The following is a 21,477-nucleotide window of genomic DNA, read 5'->3' as shown; positions in this document are numbered from 1 at the left end:
ACCGAAGCCAACGCATCAGGTCACGCATTGGAGATTGGTTCGAGAACCGCAGGACGGCAACACTCTGTCCAGCGGAAGGAAAGATTGAGCCGATCGGCGTCGATGCCGATCAAAACGAAACTGAACCCAAGGAAAAGCCGCCAGTTCAAGGCGTTTTGCCCCTTGTGTTCTTTCATTGGAGGCAATCATGCTGTTCGGCCAATCCGTGTTCCAGTCCGTGCTCGACCGCCTGAAGGCGGAGGACGACGAAACCGTCGAACAGGATGCACCCGCCGCCGCCCGCGTAAGCGGTCTCAATACCGGCCTCGCGTTCGACGTCATGGAAGGCGTCTCGGCGTCGTCAGCGCGACCCAACCAGGCATATTTCGAGACAATGGAATTCGCCGCATCGGAGACCGTGGCCGAGCGGTCGCCTGAGCCCTTGCCGCCTCCTGAACCAGAGCCCGAGCCGGTGATGCCCGATCACCTCGAGCGCATCGCGCCTGAAGATATCGCGGCCGAACTGGACATTTCTGCGCGTGATACAGCCCAGAGCCTCAGCGAAAAGCGCCGCGCCTTTGCCAAGCAGAACCATCCCGATCGCGTCAACCCGCTGTTCCGCGAGAACGCCACCAAGCGGATGACGATAGCGAACCTGCTGATCGACCAGGCGCTGCGCCGCCTTGCCCGCTGACTAGTCAGCGTCCTTCTTGGCTTCTGTATCTTCTGCCTCTTCCGCGTCATCGGAAGATGGCGCCGTGTCCGCCTCCGGCGACTGCGGCTTGTAGTTCCAGAACAGCATATAGGCCGCATAGACGCCTGCGCCGCCCGACAGGACCGCCCAGAATGGATCGCCGGTGATCATTTCGACCAGCGCCCAGCCAAAGCAAACGGCCACAATCAGGATGCGAGCCCACAGCGGGCGATAGGCCGGATGGTTCGGATCGATGAGTTGCATATTTATCCCGCGCGGTATTTCGATGACATGTCTTTAGGATGGATTCCGTAAATGTGAAAGAGCGCCGGGCTTGACGCGGCAGCCATTAAATGGAATGAAAATTCCACAAGCATCACAGTTCGGTTCATTTGTTCCGAATTCAAGGGAGGTTCTCATGACAGTCAGATTTGGTCTTCTCGGCGCCGGCCGTATCGGCAAGGTTCATGCGAAGGCCGTCAGCGGCGATGCCAATGCCAAGCTCGTTGCCGTCGCCGACGCCTTTCCGCAGGCCGCCGAAGCGATCGCATCGGCTTACGGCTGCGAGGTCCGCACGATCGACGCGATCGAAGCCGCCAAGGATATCGACGCCGTCGTCATCTGCACCCCGACCGACACCCACGCCGAACTGATCGAGCGATTCGCGCGCGCTGGAAAGGCCATCTTCTGCGAAAAGCCAATCGATCTCGACGTTGCCCGCGTCAAGGCCTGCATCAAGGTCGTCGACGAGACCAAGGCGAAGCTGATGGTCGGCTTCAACCGACGCTTCGACCCGCACTTCATGGCTGTTCGCAAGACGATCGATGATGGCCGAATCGGCGATGTCGAAATGGTAACGATCACCTCGCGCGATCCTGGCGCCCCGCCAGTCGATTACATCAAGCGTTCGGGCGGCATCTTCCGCGACATGACGATCCATGACTTCGACATGGCCCGCTTCCTGCTCGGCGAAGAGCCGGTTGCCGTCAGCGCGACCGCCGCCGTCCTCGTCGACAAGGCGATCGGCGAAGCCGGCGACTACGACAGCGTTTCCGTGATCCTGCGGACCATATCCGGCAAGCAGGCAATCATCTCCAATTCCCGCCGTGCCACCTACGGCTACGATCAGCGCATCGAAGTGCATGGCTCGAAGGGCATGGTCGCTGCCGAGAACCAGCGTCCGGTCTCGATCGAGGTCGCCAACGGCGACGGCTATACCCGTCCGCCGCTGCATGACTTTTTTATGACTCGCTATACCGAAGCTTACGCCAACGAGATCGCGAGCTTCATCGCCGCAATCGAAAAGGGCGCGACCATCTCGCCGTCGGGCGCCGATGGCCTGGCTGCCCTCGCGCTTGCCGATGCCGCCGTGCAGTCCGTCAAGGAAGGCAAGCTCATCAAGATTGGCTGACGGCCCTCTCCCGACCGAAAGCCACCTGTGAAATGGCCGGGTCCCTGCCCGGCCATTTCTCGTTCCATCTGCACGATCCGCTAGGCGCACCGCTAATCCGATCCCTGGATACCGGACAAGACCAGCTCCTGATCGATCACCGACAATGCCCGGTCGAGATGACCCTCGAACACGAGGATCGATTCGTCGGGAACGACTCGGATCTCCGGCATTCCCTCCATCCGCACGACATGCGTCTGGCCAAGCCCTTCCTCGATCCCCGGTCGCAACAGATCATAGTAACGCGTTCCCGGCCCGGTGATGGCGATCGGCATGCGTTCTGTCAGACTTAGCAGACGCGAAAGCCCATTTCCGAGTGCAATACCGGCCTGCCTGAATGCCAAGGCAGACATGCGGTGCCCCTGTCGCGCTTGGGCGGCGATCTTGTCGAGCCCGGCGACCGGCACGAACTTGGCTGGGATCGTGTCGAGCGGCACTTCGAAGGCCATGCGCAAAATGGCGTAGAAGCCAGCATAAGCCTCGATGCATCCCCTGCTGCCGCAGCGACAAAGGCCGCCGTTTGCCATATGCAACATATGTCCAAAATTTGGGGCCGACACTTCACGCTCGCCCGGCCCCGTGCTCCGGACGATGCCGAGCCCGACACTATGTCCGAGCGACAAGGCGGCGAGCGACCGAAAATCAACCGGCCTCGCATTCGCTTCATGTGCGCCGAGTGCGGCTGCGACGAGCTGGGTCTCGTTCCCCAGAAAAATCCTGGCCTGCCAATCCGGCCGCAAGGCCGATTCGAAGTCGATCTGATTGCTGCCGAAAATCGGCGACCACACCAGTACAGGGTCGGTCGGATGCACCAGACCTTTGCTGCTGATCGATATCAGCAGCACCTTTGCCTGGGGCAGCTTCGAGCGTGAAAGAATGCGCGCAAGCCCCTGTTTAATAGAGGCAATAAACCGCTCGGCACCGGCGGGATCATGCGACCTTTCCTCGCTGAACCGGTCGATGAGTTTGCCTGCGTAGTCGACCAGCGAATATTGCACGCCGTCCGATGAAATGATCACGACGACAAGGTAGCCGCAGTCGCGCCGCTGTCGAAACAGCACGCGCGGACGCCCTCTTCCGCTACTTGGCTGCTGCTCGGATTTTTCAATGATTTGCGCTTTTTCGAGGTCAGCCGTGATTGCTGAAATCGTCGCGGAGGAAAGCTTCGTAAAGTCGGCAATCTCTGTATGCGCCAGCGCCCCATGTCGTCGAAGCGCAGCTAACACAAGGACGCTGTTTCTCTGCCGGACCAACTCCGTGCTCGACTTGGTCAGCATATATGCCGGCCTCTCCCCCTCGCATTCCGCCCTCGCTCACACCCCATCTCCAGCAATTTTTCGCGACGCAACGAAGCCGGTAGTGCGGTGTTGACAGTTGAAAAAATCTCTGACACTTAATTTCTCGACTGTCGAGAAAATAATTCAAATTTCTCGCCAGCGAACCGCGGCGGCCGGAGGAACCACTGGCTGGGGCTGGCCGCTATTCACTCGGGAGGATATTTATGAAGTCTGTTTTGAAGCTGATGGCCGGGGCGGCCATCCTCGTGTCGGTGCACACCGCCGCAATGGCAGCTGATCTCGTCGTCGGCGTTTCCTGGTCGAACTTCCAGGAAGAGCGTTGGAAGACCGACGAAGCCGCCATCAAGAAGGCCCTCGAAGCCAAGGGCGCAAAGTACATTTCCGCTGATGCGCAGTCGTCTGCCGCTAAGCAGCTGACCGATGTTGAATCGCTGATTTCGCAGGGCGCGAATGCACTCATCGTTCTCGCCCAGGATAGCGATGCTATCGGCCCTGCCATCGAAAAGGCTGCTGCTGAAGGCATTCCGGTTGTCGGCTACGACCGCCTGATTGAAAATCCGGCTGCTTTCTACATCACCTTCGACAACAAGGAAGTCGGTCGCCTGCAGGCCGAAGGCGTGTTCAAGGCCAAGCCGGAAGGCAATTACGTCTTCATCAAGGGTTCTTCGTCCGACCCGAACGCGGACTTCCTGTTCTCGGGCCAGATGGAAGTGTTGAAGGCTGCTGTCGATGCCGGCAAGATCAAGAACGTCGGCGAAGCCTACACCGACGGCTGGCTGCCGCAGAACGCCCAGCGCAACATGGAGCAGTTCCTGACCGCCAACAACAACAAGGTTGACGCCGTTGTTGCTTCAAACGACGGCACCGCCGGTGGCGCTGTTGCCGCGCTCGACGCACAGGGCATGGCAGGCACCGTTCCGGTTTCCGGGCAGGACGCCGACAAGGCTGCTCTGAACCGCATCGCGCTTGGTACTCAGACGGTTTCCGTCTGGAAGGACTCGCGCGAACTCGGCAAGCGCGCTGCTGAAATCGCGCTCGACCTCGCTGGTGGCAAGTCGATGGACAAGATCGACGGTGTCACCACTTTCGAGGGCGGCCCGAAGAAGGTGAAGATGCAGTCGATCTTCCTGAAGCCGGAGGCCATCACCAAGGACAACCTAAACGTCGTCATCGACGCCGGCTGGATTTCCAAGGCTGAAGCTTGCCAGGGCGTAAAGGCCGGCAGCGTCAAGGCCTGCGATTAATCTTCGCCAGGTCAATCAACACGCCGGCGCCGCAGCGGTCTCGTTGCGGCGCCGGATGCGGATGGTGCCTCCTCCACGGACACTCCCGCCTCGTAACGCACCGAACGCTTTGATTCCCTGCCAGAATAGTGCCGCGCCTTGAGCGGCCATTTCGGAAGTCTCTCGGTGGTCAATTCAAGAACAGGGCAACCTCGGTTCGGGCTTTTCGGGCACCCGCGCCACGGCCCCAAACAATGGGGGAAACGGCAAACCCATGGCAAACATCACGCAATCCTCATCGAGCCATCCGCGCTCGGCGGAGGGCAACGCTTTTACGCGCTTCCTGCGCGCAACCGAGATCGACACGCGCCTGCTCGGCATGGTCGCCGCGCTGCTCGTCATCTGGATCGGCTTTCATCTCTACACCGGCGGGCTCTTCCTGACGCCGCGCAACCTCTGGAACCTCTCGGTCCAGACGACCGAAATCGCAGTTCTCGCGACCGGCATGGTGCTTGTCATCGTCACCCGCAACATCGACCTGTCGATCGGCTCCATGCTTGGCCTTGTCGCCATGATCATGGGCGTCGTCCAGGCGAAATTCCTGCCGCAGTACCTCGGCTTCGACAACTCCTGGACATGGCTGATCACGCTGGTCTGCGGTCTGGTTGCCGGAACGCTGATCGGTCTTTTCCAGGGCGTCATCATCGCCTTCCTGGGTGTCCCCTCCTTCATCGTCACGCTCGGCGGCTTCCTCGCCTGGCGCGGTCTTGCCTGGTACGTGACATCGGGCCAGACGGTCGCACCTCTCGACACGACGTTCCGCATTATGGGCGGGGGCGCTGAAGGGGCTGTCGGAGCCACTTGGAGCTGGATCATCGGGCTTGTCGCCTGTGTGCTGATCGTCGTCGGCATCATCGGCTCGCGCCACCAGCGCAAGCGTTTCAACTTCCCACGCCGTCCACTCTGGGCAGAGTATTTCTTGGCAGTTCTCGGCTGCACCCTAGTCCTTGGCGCCATCTGGGTGTCCACCATCTATTACTGGCCGGTGGCGATCGCCAAGAAGTACGCCGAAGCCAACAACATCGCCTGGCCGGAAACGGGGCTCTTCATCTCCTACGGCATCGCCGTGCCGGTGCTGATCGCCATTCTCGTCGGCATCGTCATGACCTTCATCGCCACCCGCTTGCGCTTCGGCCGCTACGTCTTCGCGATCGGTGGCAACCCTGAAGCAGCCGAGCTCGCCGGCATCAAGACCCGCTGGGTCGCCGTCCGGATCTTCGCGCTTATGGGCTTTCTCGCGGCTGTTGCCGCGGCGATCTCGACCGCCCGCCTCAACGCCGCCGCCAACTCGCAAGGCACGACCTACGAGCTCTACACGATCGCCGCAGCCGTCATCGGCGGCACCTCGCTCGCCGGCGGCACCGGTACGATCGCCGGCGCAATGCTCGGCGCGCTGGTCATGCAGTCGCTGCAATCGGGGATGGGCCTCGCCAACGTCGACACGCCCATACAAAATGTTGTCGTGGGCGCCGTGCTTGTCGTTGCCGTCTGGCTCGACACCGTCTATCGCTCGCGGTCGAAGTAAAGAGGAGTCCTAGATATGACTGATCAACGCACTCCCCTTGTGGAAATGAAAAACATTTCGATCTCCTTCGGCGGCATCCACGCTGTGGACAATGCTTCGGTCGATCTCTACCCCGGCGAAGTCGTCGCCCTTCTCGGCCACAACGGCGCCGGCAAGTCGACGCTCATCAAGATCCTCTCCGGCGCCTACAAGCGCGACAGCGGCGAGATCCTGATCAATGGCGAGCCGGCAGACATCCGCAATCCGCGCGATGCGAAGAAGTACGGCATCGAGACGATCTACCAGACGCTCGCCGTCGCCGATAACGTCGATGCCGCCGCCAACCTCTATCTCGGCCGCGAGATCCGCACGAAGTGGGGCACGCTCGATGACGTCGCCATGGAAGCCTCCGCGCGTGAGGTGATGGGCCGCCTCAACCCCAACTTCCGCCGCTTCAAGGAGCCGGTGAAAGCACTTTCCGGCGGCCAGCGGCAGTCTGTGGCGATCGCCCGCGCGATCCTCTTCGATGCCCGCATCCTGATCATGGACGAGCCAACGGCGGCTCTCGGGCCCCAGGAAACGGCGCAGGTCGGCGAGCTGATCAAGCAGCTGAAGAAGGAAGGCATCGGCATCTTCCTGATCAGCCACGACATCCACGACGTCTTCGACCTCGCCGATCGTGTCTCGGTGATGAAGAACGGCCAGGTCGTCGGCCATGCCCGCACCGAAGATGTCACCAAGGACGAAGTGCTCGGCATGATCATCCTCGGCAAGGTGCCGCCAAAGGCCATCCCCGGCCCCGGCGCCATGCAGGTCTGACCCGCAGACGTGAGACATAAAAGTCCGCCGGCCGCAAGAACGGCGGACTTTTCATTTTGTAGATTGAAGCCAGCGAGAAGCTAGGCTAAGAACCTCGCATCGGACAAGGCGATTCAAGCGCCTCGGCATGCACCCGTAGCTCAGCTGGATAGAGTGTTGGATTCCGATTCCAAAGGTCACAGGTTCGAATCCTGTCGGGTGCGCCATTAACTCTCGGGTCCGTTCTGGACACATAGGTTACAATCGGTACCTAAGACATCGGTGACAACCTCGTGCCGAACGGGTTGTCGATTGTTTGCAATGTCCTCTGTTCGAGGTCGATATATCCGAGATCATAGCGCGGGAAGCTGACGAGCCAAATGCCGTCGTCGACTTCCTTGAGGCCAAGCTTCTGGCCGGCCATGACGGTTGAGATGTTGATCTTCTTGCGATGGATGCGCAGACGGCCGCAATTGGTGACGATGGCATCGCGGTCGTGGAAGGGGTAGCTGATCTCGGGCAGCCCTTCATAGGTGCCGGCCGAGGTCTGGTAGACTTCGGCCGGCACCTTCATCGACAGGGCCTCGTGCGGTCTTTCCGTGTTGAATTCGCTGATGAATGCGTCGAAGCGCATCTGCTGCTGCAGGATATTGCGTCCCGGCGGGCGGGTGGCTTCCTTCTTCAGCGTCAGATGCATGCGCTCATGGCGGCCGTTCTCCTGCGGATGGCCGGGGCGGATGCGCTCGAAGACGATGCCGAGCCTCAGCCACCAGACCGACAGCTTCGAGAGATTGTAGAGCCCGTTCGGGCTGGCGAAGGGCAGGCCGTTGTCGGAGCGGATGGCAAGCGGCAATCCGCGTTCGGCAAACACCCGCGCGAAGGCATCGAAGACGCCGCGTTCACGGGTCGTCTCGAAGGCCTCGCAGCACAGGAGACAGCGCGATGCCTGGTCGGTGATCGTCAGGGGGTAACAATATCGGCCGTCGCCCAGCTTGAACTCGCCCTTGACGTCGGCGCACCACAGATCGTTGGGGCCGCCGACAGCGCCGTGCCCATGGCCTTGTTCGCCCGGTTCCTCTTACGGGCCCGGCTCACAAGGCCGTACCGGTCGAGCACCGCATGCACCGTGCTTCTCGCGGGGATGCGCACGTCGCCGGCCAGACGGCGCACCAGAAGCTCGCGGATCTTGCGCGCCCCCCAGTGCGGCTTCTCCTGTTTGCAACGAACGATCATCGCCTCGACCGGTTCGGGCAACTGGTTGGCATAGCGCACCGGCCGCCAGGACCGGTCCGTCAGGCCTCCAGCCCGTCCTCCTTGCAGCGATTGAAGATCTTGTAGCCGGTCTTGCGCGAGATCCCGAACGACCGACACACCTCGCTCATCCCTTCGCCCTCCAGTAAACGGGCGACAAATCCAAGACGCTCATCCATGACCGAAGTCTCTCTCTACGGCATCCACACCTCCCGACCAAAATCGAAAAATGTAACCCATGTCTCCGGTACGGTCTGTCACCTATCTCTCAGGTCGGGCATCGCCTACCTTGGCATTAGCAGCTGCGCTTTGCCACGTTCCGCGATGCCCTCTCGTGTTCGCACGCCAGAGTCTAAAGTCGCGCGCCCTCCGTCGCATTCGTCAATATCGGGAAACATGTTCGCCACCTTGACGCGGATCAATGTTCGACATGGACAGTCCGCTAGGTTTGGATGAATTTATTGCACCACGATCTGGAACGGATGTCCCATGTACAATCGTATACTCATTCCAACCGACGGCTCGGAGCTTGCTTCCAAGGGCGTCGATCACGGTCTTGCACTTGCAAAGGCGCTCGGCATTCCAGCGACAGTCATCAACCTCACGGTGCCGCTGGCTGGCTTTGCACTTCAGGGAGTAGTTCAGGCACAGGCCTTGGACAGCTATAATCACGCGGTGAAAGAAGACCTGATCGAGATCGAAAGAATTGTCCGCGACAAGTCGGCGAAAGCGCAGGTGACGGTCGATTTTGTCCACGAGATAAATAGCTCTCCTGCTACGGCCATTCTCGAGACTGCTCAGGCAAAAAACTGCGACCTGATCGTTATTTCCTCACATGGGCGCACGGGCATCGGAAGAATGATACTTGGCAGCCAAACCCAGCAGGTCCTCGCCAATTCGACCGTTCCTGTTCTTGTCGTCAGATAACGGCATCGGCATTCGTGGACTCTTAAGGCGTCTGGCAAAAGCAACAAGGGATACGTCGACGTTGCCCAGTGGAGCGATCCCTAATGGCCAAACTGAGCAAGAGCGATACTTCAAATAAAAACAGAGTGACTAAGGGCAAACGCTATTACATCTGTTGATATTACCTAGCAACAAACACGATTTGAATTTTTTTATGCTATGCGCTATTTAGCTATTCTGCAAATTGACGAAAATCAATTATAACTTTTTCTCGAAATTTACATTTTATTAACCCAGGAATGCTATGCGAACTATGGAGATTATTCAAATCTTGAAAGATCAAGGTCAGATCTCCCGATCGGAACCACTGCGTCGCGCGCATTTTGGAAAGTAGTGTTTTGCGACGTTTCGGCCTCGTGGTCTTGCAACGTTGTCGGCGAAATGACGAGCGTCCGGCCACTCTTATACAGAAGCCGGAATTCATGACGATCGCGCCGGTTTCCCTAGGCGAATAACCGACATGAATTTACCCGCCTTCTTTTCACGTATCAGCACGAAACTCGCCCTCATGTCCGCTGCCGGCATTGCGATGATGCTCGTCATGCTGGCTGGCCTTTGGTTAGAGGATCGCTCGGTCGGCCAGAGCGCCATACTCGAACGGCAACAGGTCGGCGCATCACGCGACTATGTCGAGGCCAAGGCCGCCATTCGCGGCATGCAGATCGAGAGCCTGAACATGCGCCTGGCGGACGCCATGGACGAGGTGCTGCAGGCCAAGTCCGCCGTGCGGGACAATCACGACGCAGCCATCAGAGCCCTGGATTCGGCCCTGTCGATCCTGACAATCCAGGTCAACCAGGAGCGGGTGAAAAACATCAAGGCGCTGGTTGACGAATATTACAACACGAGCGGCCAGCTCGCAGAGTTCCTCCGCACGAAACTGAGCGCGGCGGGCGTCGACGCAAGCCTCGCCGCCAAGGAACGGGAATTCGTTACACACCAGATCGATCTCATCCAGAAGACGATGTCCCTCCTCGATGAGGCCGGCACGATCGCAAAGGGCCGTGCGACAACAGCCGCCGCAGCTTCGAACGTGGCCCTCAATTCGATGGAAACCACATCGCTCGCCGGTGGATTTCTCGTGATGATTACTCTTCTCGGCGCCGCTCTCTTCGGCGCGAAAGCGGTGGCAAAGCCGATCGGTCGTATCACCGAAAACATGAGTGTCCTGGCGAGCGGCAATCTCGGCGCCGAGATCCCTTTCACTGGGCGCAGCGACGAGATCGGCGACATGGCGCGCGCCGTCGCAGTGTTCAAGCAGAACGGCCTCCGGGTTCGCGAGTTGAATGCACACGAAGCTGCCCTTCATGCCAAGAGTGCTGATCTGCAGTCGAGCATCGGCGTGGTGGTCTTGGCCGCCGTTGGCGGTGATTTCACGCGGCGTATCGCCAAGGACTACGGCGATGCCGACCTCAACCGCTTTGCCACGCAAGTCAACGAACTGGTGGCCTCCGTCGATCGCAGCGTCGCAGAGACCCGGCGTGTCGTGGCTGCCCTTGCCGAGGGTGATTTGACCGAAACGATGCGCGGCGACTTCCAGGGCGCCTTCGGCGAACTCAGGGACAATGTCAACGCGACCATGGCCAACCTGCGCTCGGTGCTCGGCGAGGTGCGCGCCGCCGTCGACACGATCAACAGCGGCTCGAGCGAAATACGCAGCGCCTCGGACGACCTCTCCAAGCGCACCGAACAGCAGGCGGCTTCGCTGGAGGAAACCTCCTCCGCTTTGGAAGAGATCACCGTCGCGGTGAAAAATTCCACCGAACGGGCAACAGAGGCGAGCCATATGGTCGACGAGGCGCGCCGCAGCACCGAGCGGTCGAGCGCGGTTGTCAAGGACGCCGTATCAGCCATGAGACGCATTGAGCAGGCCTCGGGCGAAATCGGTCAGATCATCAACGTCATCGACGAGATCGCCTTCCAGACGAACCTGCTGGCGCTCAATGCCGGAGTGGAAGCGGCCCGCGCCGGCGAGGCCGGCAAAGGCTTCGCCGTCGTCGCCCAGGAAGTGCGCGAACTGGCGCAGCGTTCCGCCAATGCCGCAAAGGACATCAAGACGCTCATCGGCCGCTCCAGCGCGGAAGTTGACGCAGGCGTCACGCTGGTGACGGCAACCGGTGAGGCGCTCGGGCTGATCCAGGGGCATGTGATCAAAATCAACGAACATGTTCATTCGATCGCGACGGCCGCGAAGGAACAGTCAACGGGACTGTCGGAAGTGAGCATGGCGGTGAATGAGATGGATCAGGTCACCCAGCAGAATGCTGCCATGGTAGAGGAGTCGACAGCGGCGACCAACCGGCTGGCGGACGAGGCTTCGAACCTCTCGCGACTGATCGCCCGCTTCAACCTCGGAACAGGCGGCCCGGCTGCGAGCGCGTATTCCGCTCCACGCGCCACCCGGAATAGCGGGCCTGCCGCCTCGCCGGCCCGCAAACTGGTGGGGAAAGTCGCGGCCGCCTTCCACGGCAACGCCGCTCTCGCCCATGACAATTGGGAGGAGTTCTGACATCGGCGTACCGCGCTGGCAATATCTCTGATCGGGATTGGTGATGAGACCGCATTCACCCTAACGGGATTGATCCGACATGCCGCATCATAAATCAGCGCAAGCTGCATGATGCGGCATGTTCCACACCGGGCAGGCAAGTCCTCGATCGTCGGTTACATCACCTCGCTCTCGGCTCGCCGCGTTTGAGCGCACCGTTGAAACTGAAGCCGCCCGATGCCCAGCGAATTCTCGGTAGAACGAGCCGGCAGGCGACAGACCGCAGAACAATTGCTGTTCTATGCTTGCCCGAGCATCCTATTCGAGAAAACACCGGAAATAGAGGGTCGACTGTAGGTTTGACTTGCGACATTGTAGTATTGCTGCAGTTCACGCGGGGTGCATGTCATGTCGTACTCGCAAACGTTCCCAGTCTATGCGTCCGTTCTGGTGACGGGCGTTGTTGCACCGCTGTTCGCGTTGTCGGCGGCCGAAACAGCGGTCGTCAAAACGGTGCGGGATCCATCGATATCAATCCTCGTCAGAGCCGACCTCGAACAAGGCGCGCTATCGGCGCCCGCCACCTCGATTGACTGGTGGTTGCGGGACGATATCGTTCATACGTCGCAGGCGACGGACGGGACGAAGAGTGTCTTCAATCGAAATTGGCTTAAGGACGACCAGCTTCGCGGCTCCCACTGATCAACTTGGCAGGGCATCGTTGGGTGGATCGCCGCGGGCGGCCCCGCCTACAGCCAGCCGCCGGTGAACCCCGCTCGCCGCAACCCCCTGACAATAGGCTCGCAATCACGCATCAGCGTCCACAAAAGGCCGGTGCGGTAATTCTCAATCATCAGCGCCACCGGCCCCTGGTCAATCCCGAAGTGGTACGGGCTGATCCACCAGCCAGTCGGACTGTCCGGATCCTTGAAGGTCTGATTGAATGATGGCTTGAAGCCGTAAAGCCTAGTCATCCCCAGCTTCATGCCCGCGAACTTCCGGACGGTCGGAAGGACAATCTCGGGCGCAAAAGGCAGGGATGCCACGACAACCCAGGGCGCTACGGTTCCGTCATCGGGCCCGAACGGCGCGCCACGGGCAACATAATCGAAGAACTCGCGACGAACCCCGCCGACATCCGCCTTCACCCAGCCCGGGCCGTCACACGCGGTAAATCCCCAGCAATGCTCACCATAACCCTCGAACTGCATCGGATTTCGGATTGCATATTCCTGATGGACAAAGGTCGCTTGCCGGCTATTCTGGAAGTAGTCGCTGTCATGCTCGCGCATGAATTCATCGCGGATCCCGCGGAAATCGATCCACATATGCGATAGCTGGTGGGTGAACAGCGGACCGGAATAGAGCAGCTCGCGGCCGTAGATGTTCCGCCATTCGTAGCTTTCCGTGTAGGCCTCATAGCTCTCGGGCGGCAGCGGATGCGACGGCGATCCCAGCCCCAATATGTAGAGAAGCAGGCCTTCGTCATAACCACGCCAACGGTAAGGAATGAAGCCATTCTCGGGTCGCCAGCCATGCGTCAGGGTAGCGCCCTGATCCCGCGCCCAGTTCCAGTCTGCACGCTCGTATAGCGCCGTCGCAAGCGTCCTGATCTTCGCTTCTTCGGCGCTCTCCCCGTCAAAATAGGTGGCGACTGTCAGCGCACCAGCGAACAGAAAGGCCGAGTCGATCGTCGATAGCTCGCATTCCCACACCCGCTTTCCCGTCTCGATGTCGAGAAAATGATAGAAGAAGCCCTTGTAGCCCGAGGCGTCCGGCTCGGGGCCCTGGTGGCATTGCATCAGGAATTCGAGCCTGCGCCGGACCATCTTGACGGCAAACTCGCGAATGAGGACGCCACGTTCCACGACGACAGGAATGGTGGCGAGCGCCATGCCGATGGCAGCGATGCTTGCCGGTGCGCCGGGTTGCGTCTTGTCGCGAACGAGGCCGTTGTCCGGGTTCGTAGAATGCAGATAGTAGAGCACCGAGGTGAACTGCAGTCGCGCAAAGTCCTCGTCGGTCAGCCCCGACTCCAAGTTTGGCCTGGGTGACACCGCAACCATGGCTTCCCCTCCCATACAGCTTTGCAATCGCTTGCCGCCAACGGCATCGTACCAATACGCACTTCGCCACCCGAACGGCGCCAGCAGCAATCTGCGTCCTCTGCATCGTCTTTGATAGTGCCCCCTGGAGCAACGGCTCCGGGAGCACCTGGCTGCGCCGAACGCTACGTGTTGTCGCCTTCCGTCGATGTCCTTTGCTTGCTTGCCGCCCCTCCGAGGACGCCCCACTTCCAGCCGGTGATTTCAGGCATGTCATCACCGTGCTTTTCAATGTAATGCCGGTGCTCGATCAGCTTCTCGCGGATCGCTTGCTTGAAGTAGGCGGCGCGGGCACCGAGTTGCGGCAGTCGATCGATGACGTCTTCGACAAGGTGGAAGCGATCGAGCTGGTTCAAAACGACCATATCGAAAGGTGTCGTCGTCGTCCCCTCCTCCTTGTATCCGCGGACGTGCAGATTGTCGTGGTTCGTGCGCCGGTAGGTCAACCGGTGAATCAGCCAGGGATATCCATGGAACGCAAAGATGATCGGCTTGTCCCTGGTGAAGAGCGCATCGAAATCGGCGTCGGAAAGCCCATGGGGGTGCTCGCTCGACGGCTGCAACTTCATGAGGTTGACGACGTTGATGACGCGCACCTTCAATTCCGGTAGATGTTCGCGGATCATCTGCACCGCCGCCAGCGTCTCCAGCGTTGGCACGTCGCCGCAGCACGCCATGACGACATCAGGCTCGCCGCCCTTGTCGTTACTGGCCCATTCCCAGATACCGAGGCCCTGGGCGCAGTGCTTGACGGCTTGATCCATGGTCAGCCATTGCGGCGCCGGCTGCTTGCCGGCAACGACGACGTTCACGTAGTTGCGGCTCCGCAGGCAATGGTCGGTAACGGAAAGCAGCGTGTTGGCATCCGCCGGCAGATAGACGCGGATCACCTCGGCCTTCTTGTTTACCACATGGTCGATGAACCCCGGATCCTGGTGGCTGAAGCCGTTGTGGTCCTGGCGCCAGACATGCGAGCTCAGGAAATAGTTGAGGGACGCGATCGGACGGCGCCATGGAATATCGTTGCACACCTTCAGCCATTTGGCGTGCTGATTGAACATCGAGTCGATGATGTGAATGAAGGCTTCATAGCATGAGAAGAAGCCATGCCGCCCTGTCAGAAGGTACCCTTCAAGCCAGCCTTGGCATTGATGCTCGCTCAACACCTCCATCACCCGGCCATCCGGCGACAGGTGGTCGTCCTCGGGATAGATTTCGGCCATGTAGCAACGATTGGTGACCTCAAGCACGTCCTGCCAGCGGTTCGAGTTGTTCTCGTCGGGACTGAACAATCGGAAATTCTTGGTGTTCAGGTTCAGTTTCATGACATCGCGAAGAAACTTGCCCATCACCCGGGCAGATTCGGTCGTCGTCGCTCCGGGGCTAGGTACGGAAACCTCGTAGTCACGGAAGTCGGGCAGCCTCAGGTCACGCAGGAGCAGGCCACCATTCGCATGCGGATTGTCGCTCATCCGGCGAATGCCAGTCGGGGCTAGCGCAGCGAGTTCGGCGCGCAGCTTACCGTCGTCATCGAAGAGCTCTTCGGGCTTATATTCCTTCATCCACTGCTGAAGGATCTTGATGTGTTCCGGCTTGTCCATTTCGCCCATCGGGACCTGGTGCGACCGCCAGTAATCCTCGCATTTCTTGCCGTCGATTTCACTCGGGCAAGTCCAGCCCTTTGGCGTGCGGAAAACGATCATCGGCCAGGCCGGGCGTTTCAGATTGCCCTTCTCGCGCGCCTCCCCCCAGATCCGCTTGACCTCGGCAACGGCTGTATCCATCGCTGCCGCCAGTTGCTGCTGCACCTTGTCGGGCTCGTGCCCTTCGACGAAGAGGGGCGCATAGCCCATCCCCTCGAAAAGCTTCCGCAGCTCCTCCTCGGGAATGCGGGCTAAGAAGCATGGATTGGCGATCTTGTAGCCATTGAGATGCAGGATCGGCAGTACGCATCCGTCACGGGCTGGATTAAGAAACTTGTTGCTGTGCCAGCTCGTGGCAAGCGGGCCGGTCTCCGCCTCGCCGTCGCCAACGACGCAGGCGACGATCAGGTCTGGATTGTCGAAGGCCGCACCATAGGCATGGCTCAAGGCATAACCCAGTTCGCCACCCTCGTGGATGCTTCCAGGCGTTTCAGGGGCGACGTGGCTTGGAATGCCGCCGGGAAAGCTGAACTGCTTGAATAGGGCCTTCATCCCTTCGGCGTCCTGGCCGATATTGTGGTAGACTTCGCTGTATGTCCCTTCCAGGTAGGCATGTGCGACCAGCGAAGGTCCGCCATGGCCCGGTCCGATCACGTAGATCATGTTGAGGTCGTCGCGCTTGATCACGCGGTTCAGATGCACATAGAGCATGTTCAGGCCGGGCGACGTTCCCCAGTGACCGAGAAGCCGCGGCTTGATATGCTCCCGCTTGAGCGGCTCTCTCAGTAGCGGATTGTCGAGCAGATAGATCTGCCCGACAGAGAGATAGTTCGATGCACGCCAATAGGCGTCCATTAAGCGGAGTTCTTCGGCCCCAAGGGGAGCACTCGTCTTCTGATGGTCGTTGGTTGCACGAGCGGCGTTCGTCATCATCAGCCTCCTATCGACTTTTTTGTCGTCTCAATTTGCGTGCTTTGCACCGCTGCCGTTCCCGCGGTCATGCGGCGTATTCCACTGCCATGCGCCACTATCGTCAAAGTCCAGGATGGCGTCATAGGATGATATGTCGGCGGCGCTTCCGATATGAACGCAGGCGATGCCGTCATTTGCAAAGCGTGTCATGATCTGGAAAAGTGTCTCCCAGCCAACCATAGCCTCGGTTCTCTCAAGCAAGATGACATGCGGCTTCGCAACGCATGCGCTCGCCAGCATCAGCAAGCACTGCTCTCTTTGCGTCAGAACGGTATGCCATTCCACTTCTTGTTGAAATTCCTCGATCTTAGAAATGCGCTGAAGTTCAAATTCGGCAAGTAGCAGCGCGATGCGTTCGTCCGAAATTTCCGGGCTCGCGGCCGGGGGAATGAACAGTTGTCGAAGTGTCCCTGGCGGAAAATAGGGGTGCTGCGGCAGGAAGCGTATGCCTTCAGCCGTGGGGCGAAAAATCTGGCCGGTGCCGGGATAAGCAACACCTGCGGTAGCCCTGAAAAGGGTGCTCCCTTGGTCCTCTCGAGCGCATGTCACCAGGACGCGGGCACGAGGCGGGATGGCGACGGTCAACTCCTGCAGCAACGACGATCCGTCCCGCTCCGACAATATCGTGAGTTTCTCATACGACAGGTCGTCCCGGGTCTCATCGACCTGAATCTTGGCACCCCCCTTTGGTCTCTCTATCGCCTCCGAAAGAGTACTCAGGCGCGCCACCACTGCAGCAAAACTGGAGATCGAGTTGAATTGGTTGATGATCAGCGAAAAAGCGCCCACCAGCATGGCGAATGCTGCCGCGGACTGCGTAATCACCCCAAATTCGATATCACCGCGGAAGAAGGCCGGCGCGACAATCAATGCAGGGATGATCTGGATCAGCCAGTTGTAGCCCGTCGTGAAGAAGCCGACATTGCGGTTCACCGATGTTATGTTGCGAAAGTTGGTCACCAGGTCATCAATTCGGACCGCGAGAAAAGACTTCATGCGCGGCTCGCTGCCGGTCAGCAAAATTCGCTCTGCGTTCTCCCTTGCTTGGATGAGCCCCGTGCGGAAACTCGCCTCCTTGTCGAGCTGGTCATAGTTCAGCTTGATGAGCGGGCGGCCCAGCCAGACCGTGAGAAACGAGCCGCAGGCAGCATAAAGGACCGCCACGGCGAACAAGACGGGGTTGATGGATAAAAGTACCCCTGAAAATGAAAGGATCGTTAGCCCGCTGCTGAAGATCATGAGCAGGAAGGACAGTGTGGTCACGGTAAATGCGCGGATATCTTCGGAAATGCGCTGATCCGGATACGAGAGTCCTCCCGAAACACCGAGGCGATAAAAGGCTCCGTCAGTAAGATAGAGATTGACGGCGCGACGCGTCAGAAAGTCTCTCCATGTGAGGGCCAGCCGCTCCTCCGTAAAGCGCGCATAAACCGATGCGATCGTGGAGCCGGCAAACACGAGAAGATAGAATATGGCCTGCCGGACAAACTCAGCGATCTGCCTGTCGGCGATCGCCGTCATGAAGTTCCGGCCCACGAAGTTATTCAGCACATTGAGCCCGTTGATCGCGAGGAAGAGCACGACAAGGCATGCCGTCAGAAGCTTTGCCGTGCCGCCGACCTCCGAGGACATGAAAACGCGCACCGAGCGCAGAAAGCGACCAGCCGTTACCCTGAAAGGAGTTCGCAGCTCTTCCATGCTCCTCCCAACCTTCACCTAGAAAATGAAGCCCGCCTCCCCGACGGCCTCCTCGAAGGCTATTTCATGCGACGTAGGTTCAGGCCCAACGTCGAACGACATTCCGGCACTTCTCCACCGCCCGCGCGCATGCTGGCCCTGGTCCGGCCAATTCTCCAGAGCCAGTGCGTTGCGGGGCTAGGATTTAAGGTCGTGCGCCTGCCCTGACTCGCGCAATTCCTTGAGGGTTTTGCCCAAGCAGCTTCCCCCGTCGGATCCGCCCACGGCCTTTGCTTTACCGTCCAGCGTAATCGTCCCCGCAATCCGGTCGGAGGCTGAAAAAGTGGCGGTGCCGTCTTTCGTCACCCTGGACAAATAGAATGCGTGGTAGGTGCCCTTGTATTCACAGCTGATAACCATCGGAAAATCGTCAAAGGGATCTTGTGCGTATGCGAACGCGCTGGTCAGAACCGATGCCCCACAAGCGACGAGCATTGCAATGGATATATTGAGAAATGCAGTGATACTGCGAAGCGACACATGTTCCATTGATCGAACCCCAACTGCGTGAAGAACGCGAATTCGCAAGGTGTCTCTAGGCATGCATTCAAGTGGCTATCAGCGGCTGTAAGTATGTCGCAGCATGCCGCTGTTAGGCAAGAAAATTGTGGTCAGCAAGGACACAATTTTACCGGGAAAAGAGGCATCTTGGAGGAACACCGAGGAGCGCGCCTCCCGGGGCGCCGCCTTTCCCCACCTAGTTAGGCGCACAGGTACTCCACCGTCCATAGAAGCAATGGTGGCCAACGCGATGGGCTCACGTCAACCACCGTTCCCGGGACGTCGGAATTCGCCTCGCGGGTTAGGCGGGCTGGGTCACAGTATCGCTATCCGCTGTCGAACGACCGTCCAGAGCGCCACTCCAGAGCGTCAGGACCAAGGCTCCGCCCACGAGAATTGCGCCAACCCAGGGTGTCGCCTCAAGCCCCAGCGAAGATTCCACCACAAGGCCGCCGATCCATGCGCCCGCGGCGATACCGAGGTTGAAGGCGGCGATATTCAGGGCCGATGCCACATCGACGGCGGCGGGACGAACCTGCTTCGCCAACTGCACGACATAAATCTGCAGGCCGGGCACGTTGGCGAACGAGAGGAAGCCGAGTGCCGCCAGCGTCGGGACGACCAGCCAGGGCGATGGCGCGGTGAAACTGAAGAGTACCAGCACGATCGCCTGGGCGATGAACAAGCCGGTCAGGGCGCGTACCGGGCTGCGATTGGCAAGTTTGCCGCCGGCGACGTTGCCAATGGCGATCGCGATGCCATAGACCACGAGGATGATGCTGACCGTGCTGGCAGCAAAGCCGGTGATCTCCTGCAGGATCGACGCCAGGAACGTAAAGGCGACGAAGGTGCCGCCATAGCCAAGTGCGGTCATGGCGAAAACGATCAACAGGCGGCCGCTGCCGAGCACGCGGATCTGGTCGCCGACGCTGGCGGCCGGTGCCTTCTTGAGGTTCGAAGGCAGCAACACTGCAATCGCAACGAAGGCAATCGCACCGAGGCCTGCTACCGCCGCAAATGTTGCGCGCCAGCCGAAGATCTGACCGATCAGAGTGCCAAGCGGGACGCCTGTTACGATGGCGACCGTCAAGCCCATGAACATCATCGCGATCGCCGAGGCGCGACGGTTCTCGGGAACGAGATCAGCTGCGATCGTCGAGCCGACGGAGAAGAAGACGCCATGTGCGAAGGCTGAAAGGACGCGCGCAACCAGCAACGGAGCATAGCTTGGGCTGATTGCCGCCATGCCGTTGCCGACGATGAAGAGCGCCATAAGGCCGAGAAGCAATGGTTTCCTTGCGATGCGCCCGGTCAAAGCCGTTAGCACCGGCGCGCCGAATGTGACGCCGAGCGCATAGACGCTGACAATCAATCCCGCCAACGGCAGACTGATCTGGAGATCTGAAGCAACGGTCGGCAACAAGCCGACGATGACGAATTCCGTGGTTCCGATCGCGTAGGCCGCGATCGTCAAAGCAAAGAGAGCAGTTGGCATGATGTGCCTCAAAATGATGTTGCCGGTCTGCCGGCTTGGTTGACTGGCGAACATATGGAGGCACTGGATTTCGGTGATAAGCGGTCACTTGGTCCAAGCATCTGTGAACCGAATTCACAAAACGACCAAACCTGGCACGACCAAGAGCAGCAGACGGATTGCCTGGCAACCAAGCGGCAGGCAAAGCTCGTTGCGGTTCGGTAACACTTACTTAAAACTCGTCGTGGCCCTAGGGCATGGAGCGCGAATTGCACGTAACATTCGCGTCGTTTCTGTGAGAGTACTTCACCAAAGCCCGGCCACCGTAAGGTGCTTGCGTTTCAATGAGGGAACCGGAACGTGATTGCTGCCCGTACTGTTCGGACACTTGCACCTTTGCTCGTCGCGGCAGTTCTTGCCAGCTGCGGTCATCCAAGCGGAGTCATGGCCCCTGTTGCGCTATCGGCGGCAACGCAGAATACCTCAAAGGTCAGCATGCTGGTCGCAACCACGCGCGAACCTTCCGGCGACCCGGCGACGCTCTTCACCGGCGAACGCAGCCCAAAGCCCTACCTGACGGCGGTTGACGTCTCCATTCCGCCGAAACGGGCCTCAGGCACAGTCCAATGGCCGAAGCGTCTACCGCCCAATCCCGCAACCGATTTTGCGGTGACCAGCGTCAAGGAGATCGACACCGTTCCAGAGGGGCGCGCCTGGTTCCACCAGAACATCCAGGGCGGGCATGCGCTGGTCTTTGTCCACGGCTTCAACAACAAGTACGAGGATTCCGTCTTCCGTCTGGCCCAGATCGTCCACGACTCCGGGATGCAGGCGACCCCTATCCTCTTCACGTGGCCGTCACGCGCGCAGCTTACCGCCTATGAATACGACAAGGAGAGCACCAACTATTCACGCACGGCGCTCGAGCAGGCGCTGCGGACGCTAGCCGCCGACCCCGACGTCAAGGACATCACAATCCTCGCTCATTCAATGGGCACCTGGCTGACGATGGAATCCCTGCGGCAGATGGGTATCCGCGACGGACACGTGAACAGCAAGATTCACAACGTCATTCTCGCGTCCCCGGATATCGATATTCAGGTCTTTGCCAAGCAGTTCGCGGAGATGGGCACGCCGACGCCGAAATTCACGATCTTCGTGTCTCAGGATGACAAGGCGCTTGCGGTTTCAAGTTTCATCACGGGAAAGGTCTCGCGTTTGGGCGCGATCGATCCGACCGTTGAGCCCTATCGCTCGAAACTCGAAGCCGCCGGCATTACCGCCATCGATCTCACCAAGGTCAAAGGCGAAGGCCTGAACCACGGCAAGTTCGC

Annotated in this window: 16 protein-coding genes, 1 tRNA gene and 1 pseudogene; 10 read left to right on the top strand and 8 right to left on the bottom strand. The window is 59.6% G+C overall.

Annotated elements, in window-relative coordinates:
* The first annotated feature begins 187 nt into the window (after positions 1-187).
* Positions 188-673 carry a hypothetical protein gene (locus AC1DE4_RS30515; protein ID WP_025662840.1) on the top strand — a complete coding sequence of 162 codons (486 nt, stop codon included), beginning with the start codon at positions 188-190 and terminating at the stop codon, positions 671-673.
* On the opposite strand, the gene AC1DE4_RS30510 is transcribed toward AC1DE4_RS30515, so the two are convergent.
* Positions 674-937: a hypothetical protein gene (locus tag AC1DE4_RS30510; RefSeq protein WP_025662839.1), complete on the bottom strand. Its 264-nt coding sequence runs from the start codon at positions 935-937 to the stop codon at positions 674-676.
* 154 nt (positions 938-1,091) lie between these two features.
* On the opposite strand from AC1DE4_RS30510, the gene iolG reads away from it, so the two are divergent.
* Positions 1,092-2,084, top strand: a complete 993-nt coding sequence (iolG, locus tag AC1DE4_RS30505) for an inositol 2-dehydrogenase (RefSeq protein WP_477884617.1) — start codon at positions 1,092-1,094, stop codon at positions 2,082-2,084.
* 92 nt (positions 2,085-2,176) lie between these two features.
* Here the strand turns inward: iolG and AC1DE4_RS30500 are convergent, their stop codons facing one another.
* Positions 2,177-3,400, bottom strand: a complete 1,224-nt coding sequence (locus AC1DE4_RS30500; RefSeq protein ID WP_477884616.1) for an ROK family transcriptional regulator — start codon at positions 3,398-3,400, stop codon at positions 2,177-2,179.
* Between the two features lie 224 nt (positions 3,401-3,624).
* Here AC1DE4_RS30500 and xylF point away from each other — a divergent pair, with 224 nt between their 5' ends.
* From xylF to AC1DE4_RS30480, 4 genes are all read left to right on the top strand, one after another.
* On the top strand, positions 3,625-4,665 hold the full coding sequence (xylF, locus tag AC1DE4_RS30495; protein WP_477884615.1) for a D-xylose ABC transporter substrate-binding protein: 1,041 nt from the start codon (positions 3,625-3,627) through the stop codon (positions 4,663-4,665).
* Between the two features lie 253 nt (positions 4,666-4,918).
* On the top strand, positions 4,919-6,229 hold the full coding sequence (locus tag AC1DE4_RS30490; RefSeq protein WP_025662836.1) for a sugar ABC transporter permease: 1,311 nt from the start codon (positions 4,919-4,921) through the stop codon (positions 6,227-6,229).
* Positions 6,230-6,244: 15 nt separating this feature from the next.
* Positions 6,245-7,027 (top strand): ATP-binding cassette domain-containing protein, encoded by a 783-nt coding sequence (locus AC1DE4_RS30485; RefSeq protein WP_018116463.1) that lies wholly within the window; start codon positions 6,245-6,247, stop codon positions 7,025-7,027.
* Positions 7,028-7,156: 129 nt separating this feature from the next.
* A tRNA-Arg gene (locus AC1DE4_RS30480) sits at positions 7,157-7,233 on the top strand.
* Between the two features lie 44 nt (positions 7,234-7,277).
* On the opposite strand, the pseudogene AC1DE4_RS30475 reads toward AC1DE4_RS30480, so the two are convergent.
* Positions 7,278-8,436, bottom strand: a pseudogene (locus AC1DE4_RS30475) (integrase core domain-containing protein).
* A gap of 310 nt (positions 8,437-8,746) precedes the next feature.
* Between AC1DE4_RS30475 and AC1DE4_RS30470 the strand changes: the two are divergent.
* The 3 genes from AC1DE4_RS30470 (at position 8,747) to AC1DE4_RS30460 (ending at position 12,413) form a co-directional block, all read left to right on the top strand.
* Positions 8,747-9,184 (top strand): universal stress protein, encoded by a 438-nt coding sequence (locus AC1DE4_RS30470; RefSeq protein ID WP_062376223.1) that lies wholly within the window; start codon positions 8,747-8,749, stop codon positions 9,182-9,184.
* Positions 9,185-9,683: 499 nt separating this feature from the next.
* Positions 9,684-11,732: a methyl-accepting chemotaxis protein gene (locus AC1DE4_RS30465; RefSeq protein WP_477884614.1), complete on the top strand. Its 2,049-nt coding sequence runs from the start codon at positions 9,684-9,686 to the stop codon at positions 11,730-11,732.
* Between the two features lie 387 nt (positions 11,733-12,119).
* Entirely contained in the window at positions 12,120-12,413 is a 294-nt protein-coding gene (locus tag AC1DE4_RS30460) for a hypothetical protein (protein ID WP_025662787.1), read from the top strand.
* A gap of 47 nt (positions 12,414-12,460) precedes the next feature.
* Here the strand turns inward: AC1DE4_RS30460 and AC1DE4_RS30455 are convergent, their stop codons facing one another.
* From AC1DE4_RS30455 to AC1DE4_RS30435, 5 genes are all read right to left on the bottom strand, one after another.
* Positions 12,461-13,777 carry a glucoamylase family protein gene (locus tag AC1DE4_RS30455; RefSeq protein WP_025662786.1) on the bottom strand — a complete coding sequence of 439 codons (1,317 nt, stop codon included), beginning with the start codon at positions 13,775-13,777 and terminating at the stop codon, positions 12,461-12,463.
* Between the two features lie 164 nt (positions 13,778-13,941).
* Entirely contained in the window at positions 13,942-16,389 is a 2,448-nt protein-coding gene (locus AC1DE4_RS30450; protein ID WP_477884613.1) for a phosphoketolase family protein, read from the bottom strand.
* Positions 16,390-16,419: 30 nt separating this feature from the next.
* A complete protein-coding gene (locus tag AC1DE4_RS30445; protein ID WP_477884612.1) occupies positions 16,420-18,129 on the bottom strand; it encodes an ABC transporter ATP-binding protein/permease in 1,710 nt (569 codons plus the stop codon).
* A gap of 177 nt (positions 18,130-18,306) precedes the next feature.
* Positions 18,307-18,657: a hypothetical protein gene (locus AC1DE4_RS30440; protein WP_018858279.1), complete on the bottom strand. Its 351-nt coding sequence runs from the start codon at positions 18,655-18,657 to the stop codon at positions 18,307-18,309.
* A 313-nt stretch (positions 18,658-18,970) separates the two neighbouring features.
* Positions 18,971-20,164 carry an MFS transporter gene (locus AC1DE4_RS30435; RefSeq protein WP_025662783.1) on the bottom strand — a complete coding sequence of 398 codons (1,194 nt, stop codon included), beginning with the start codon at positions 20,162-20,164 and terminating at the stop codon, positions 18,971-18,973.
* Between the two features lie 423 nt (positions 20,165-20,587).
* Here AC1DE4_RS30435 and AC1DE4_RS30430 point away from each other — a divergent pair.
* A partial coding sequence (locus tag AC1DE4_RS30430) for an alpha/beta hydrolase (protein WP_477884611.1) occupies positions 20,588-21,477 on the top strand: 890 nt, incomplete at its 3' end.

The sequence above is a fragment of the Rhizobium sp. 10N414 genome (assembly GCF_056394785.1).
The sequence above is the reverse complement of the archived record's forward strand: the minus strand, read 5'-3'. Positions and strand labels throughout refer to the sequence as shown.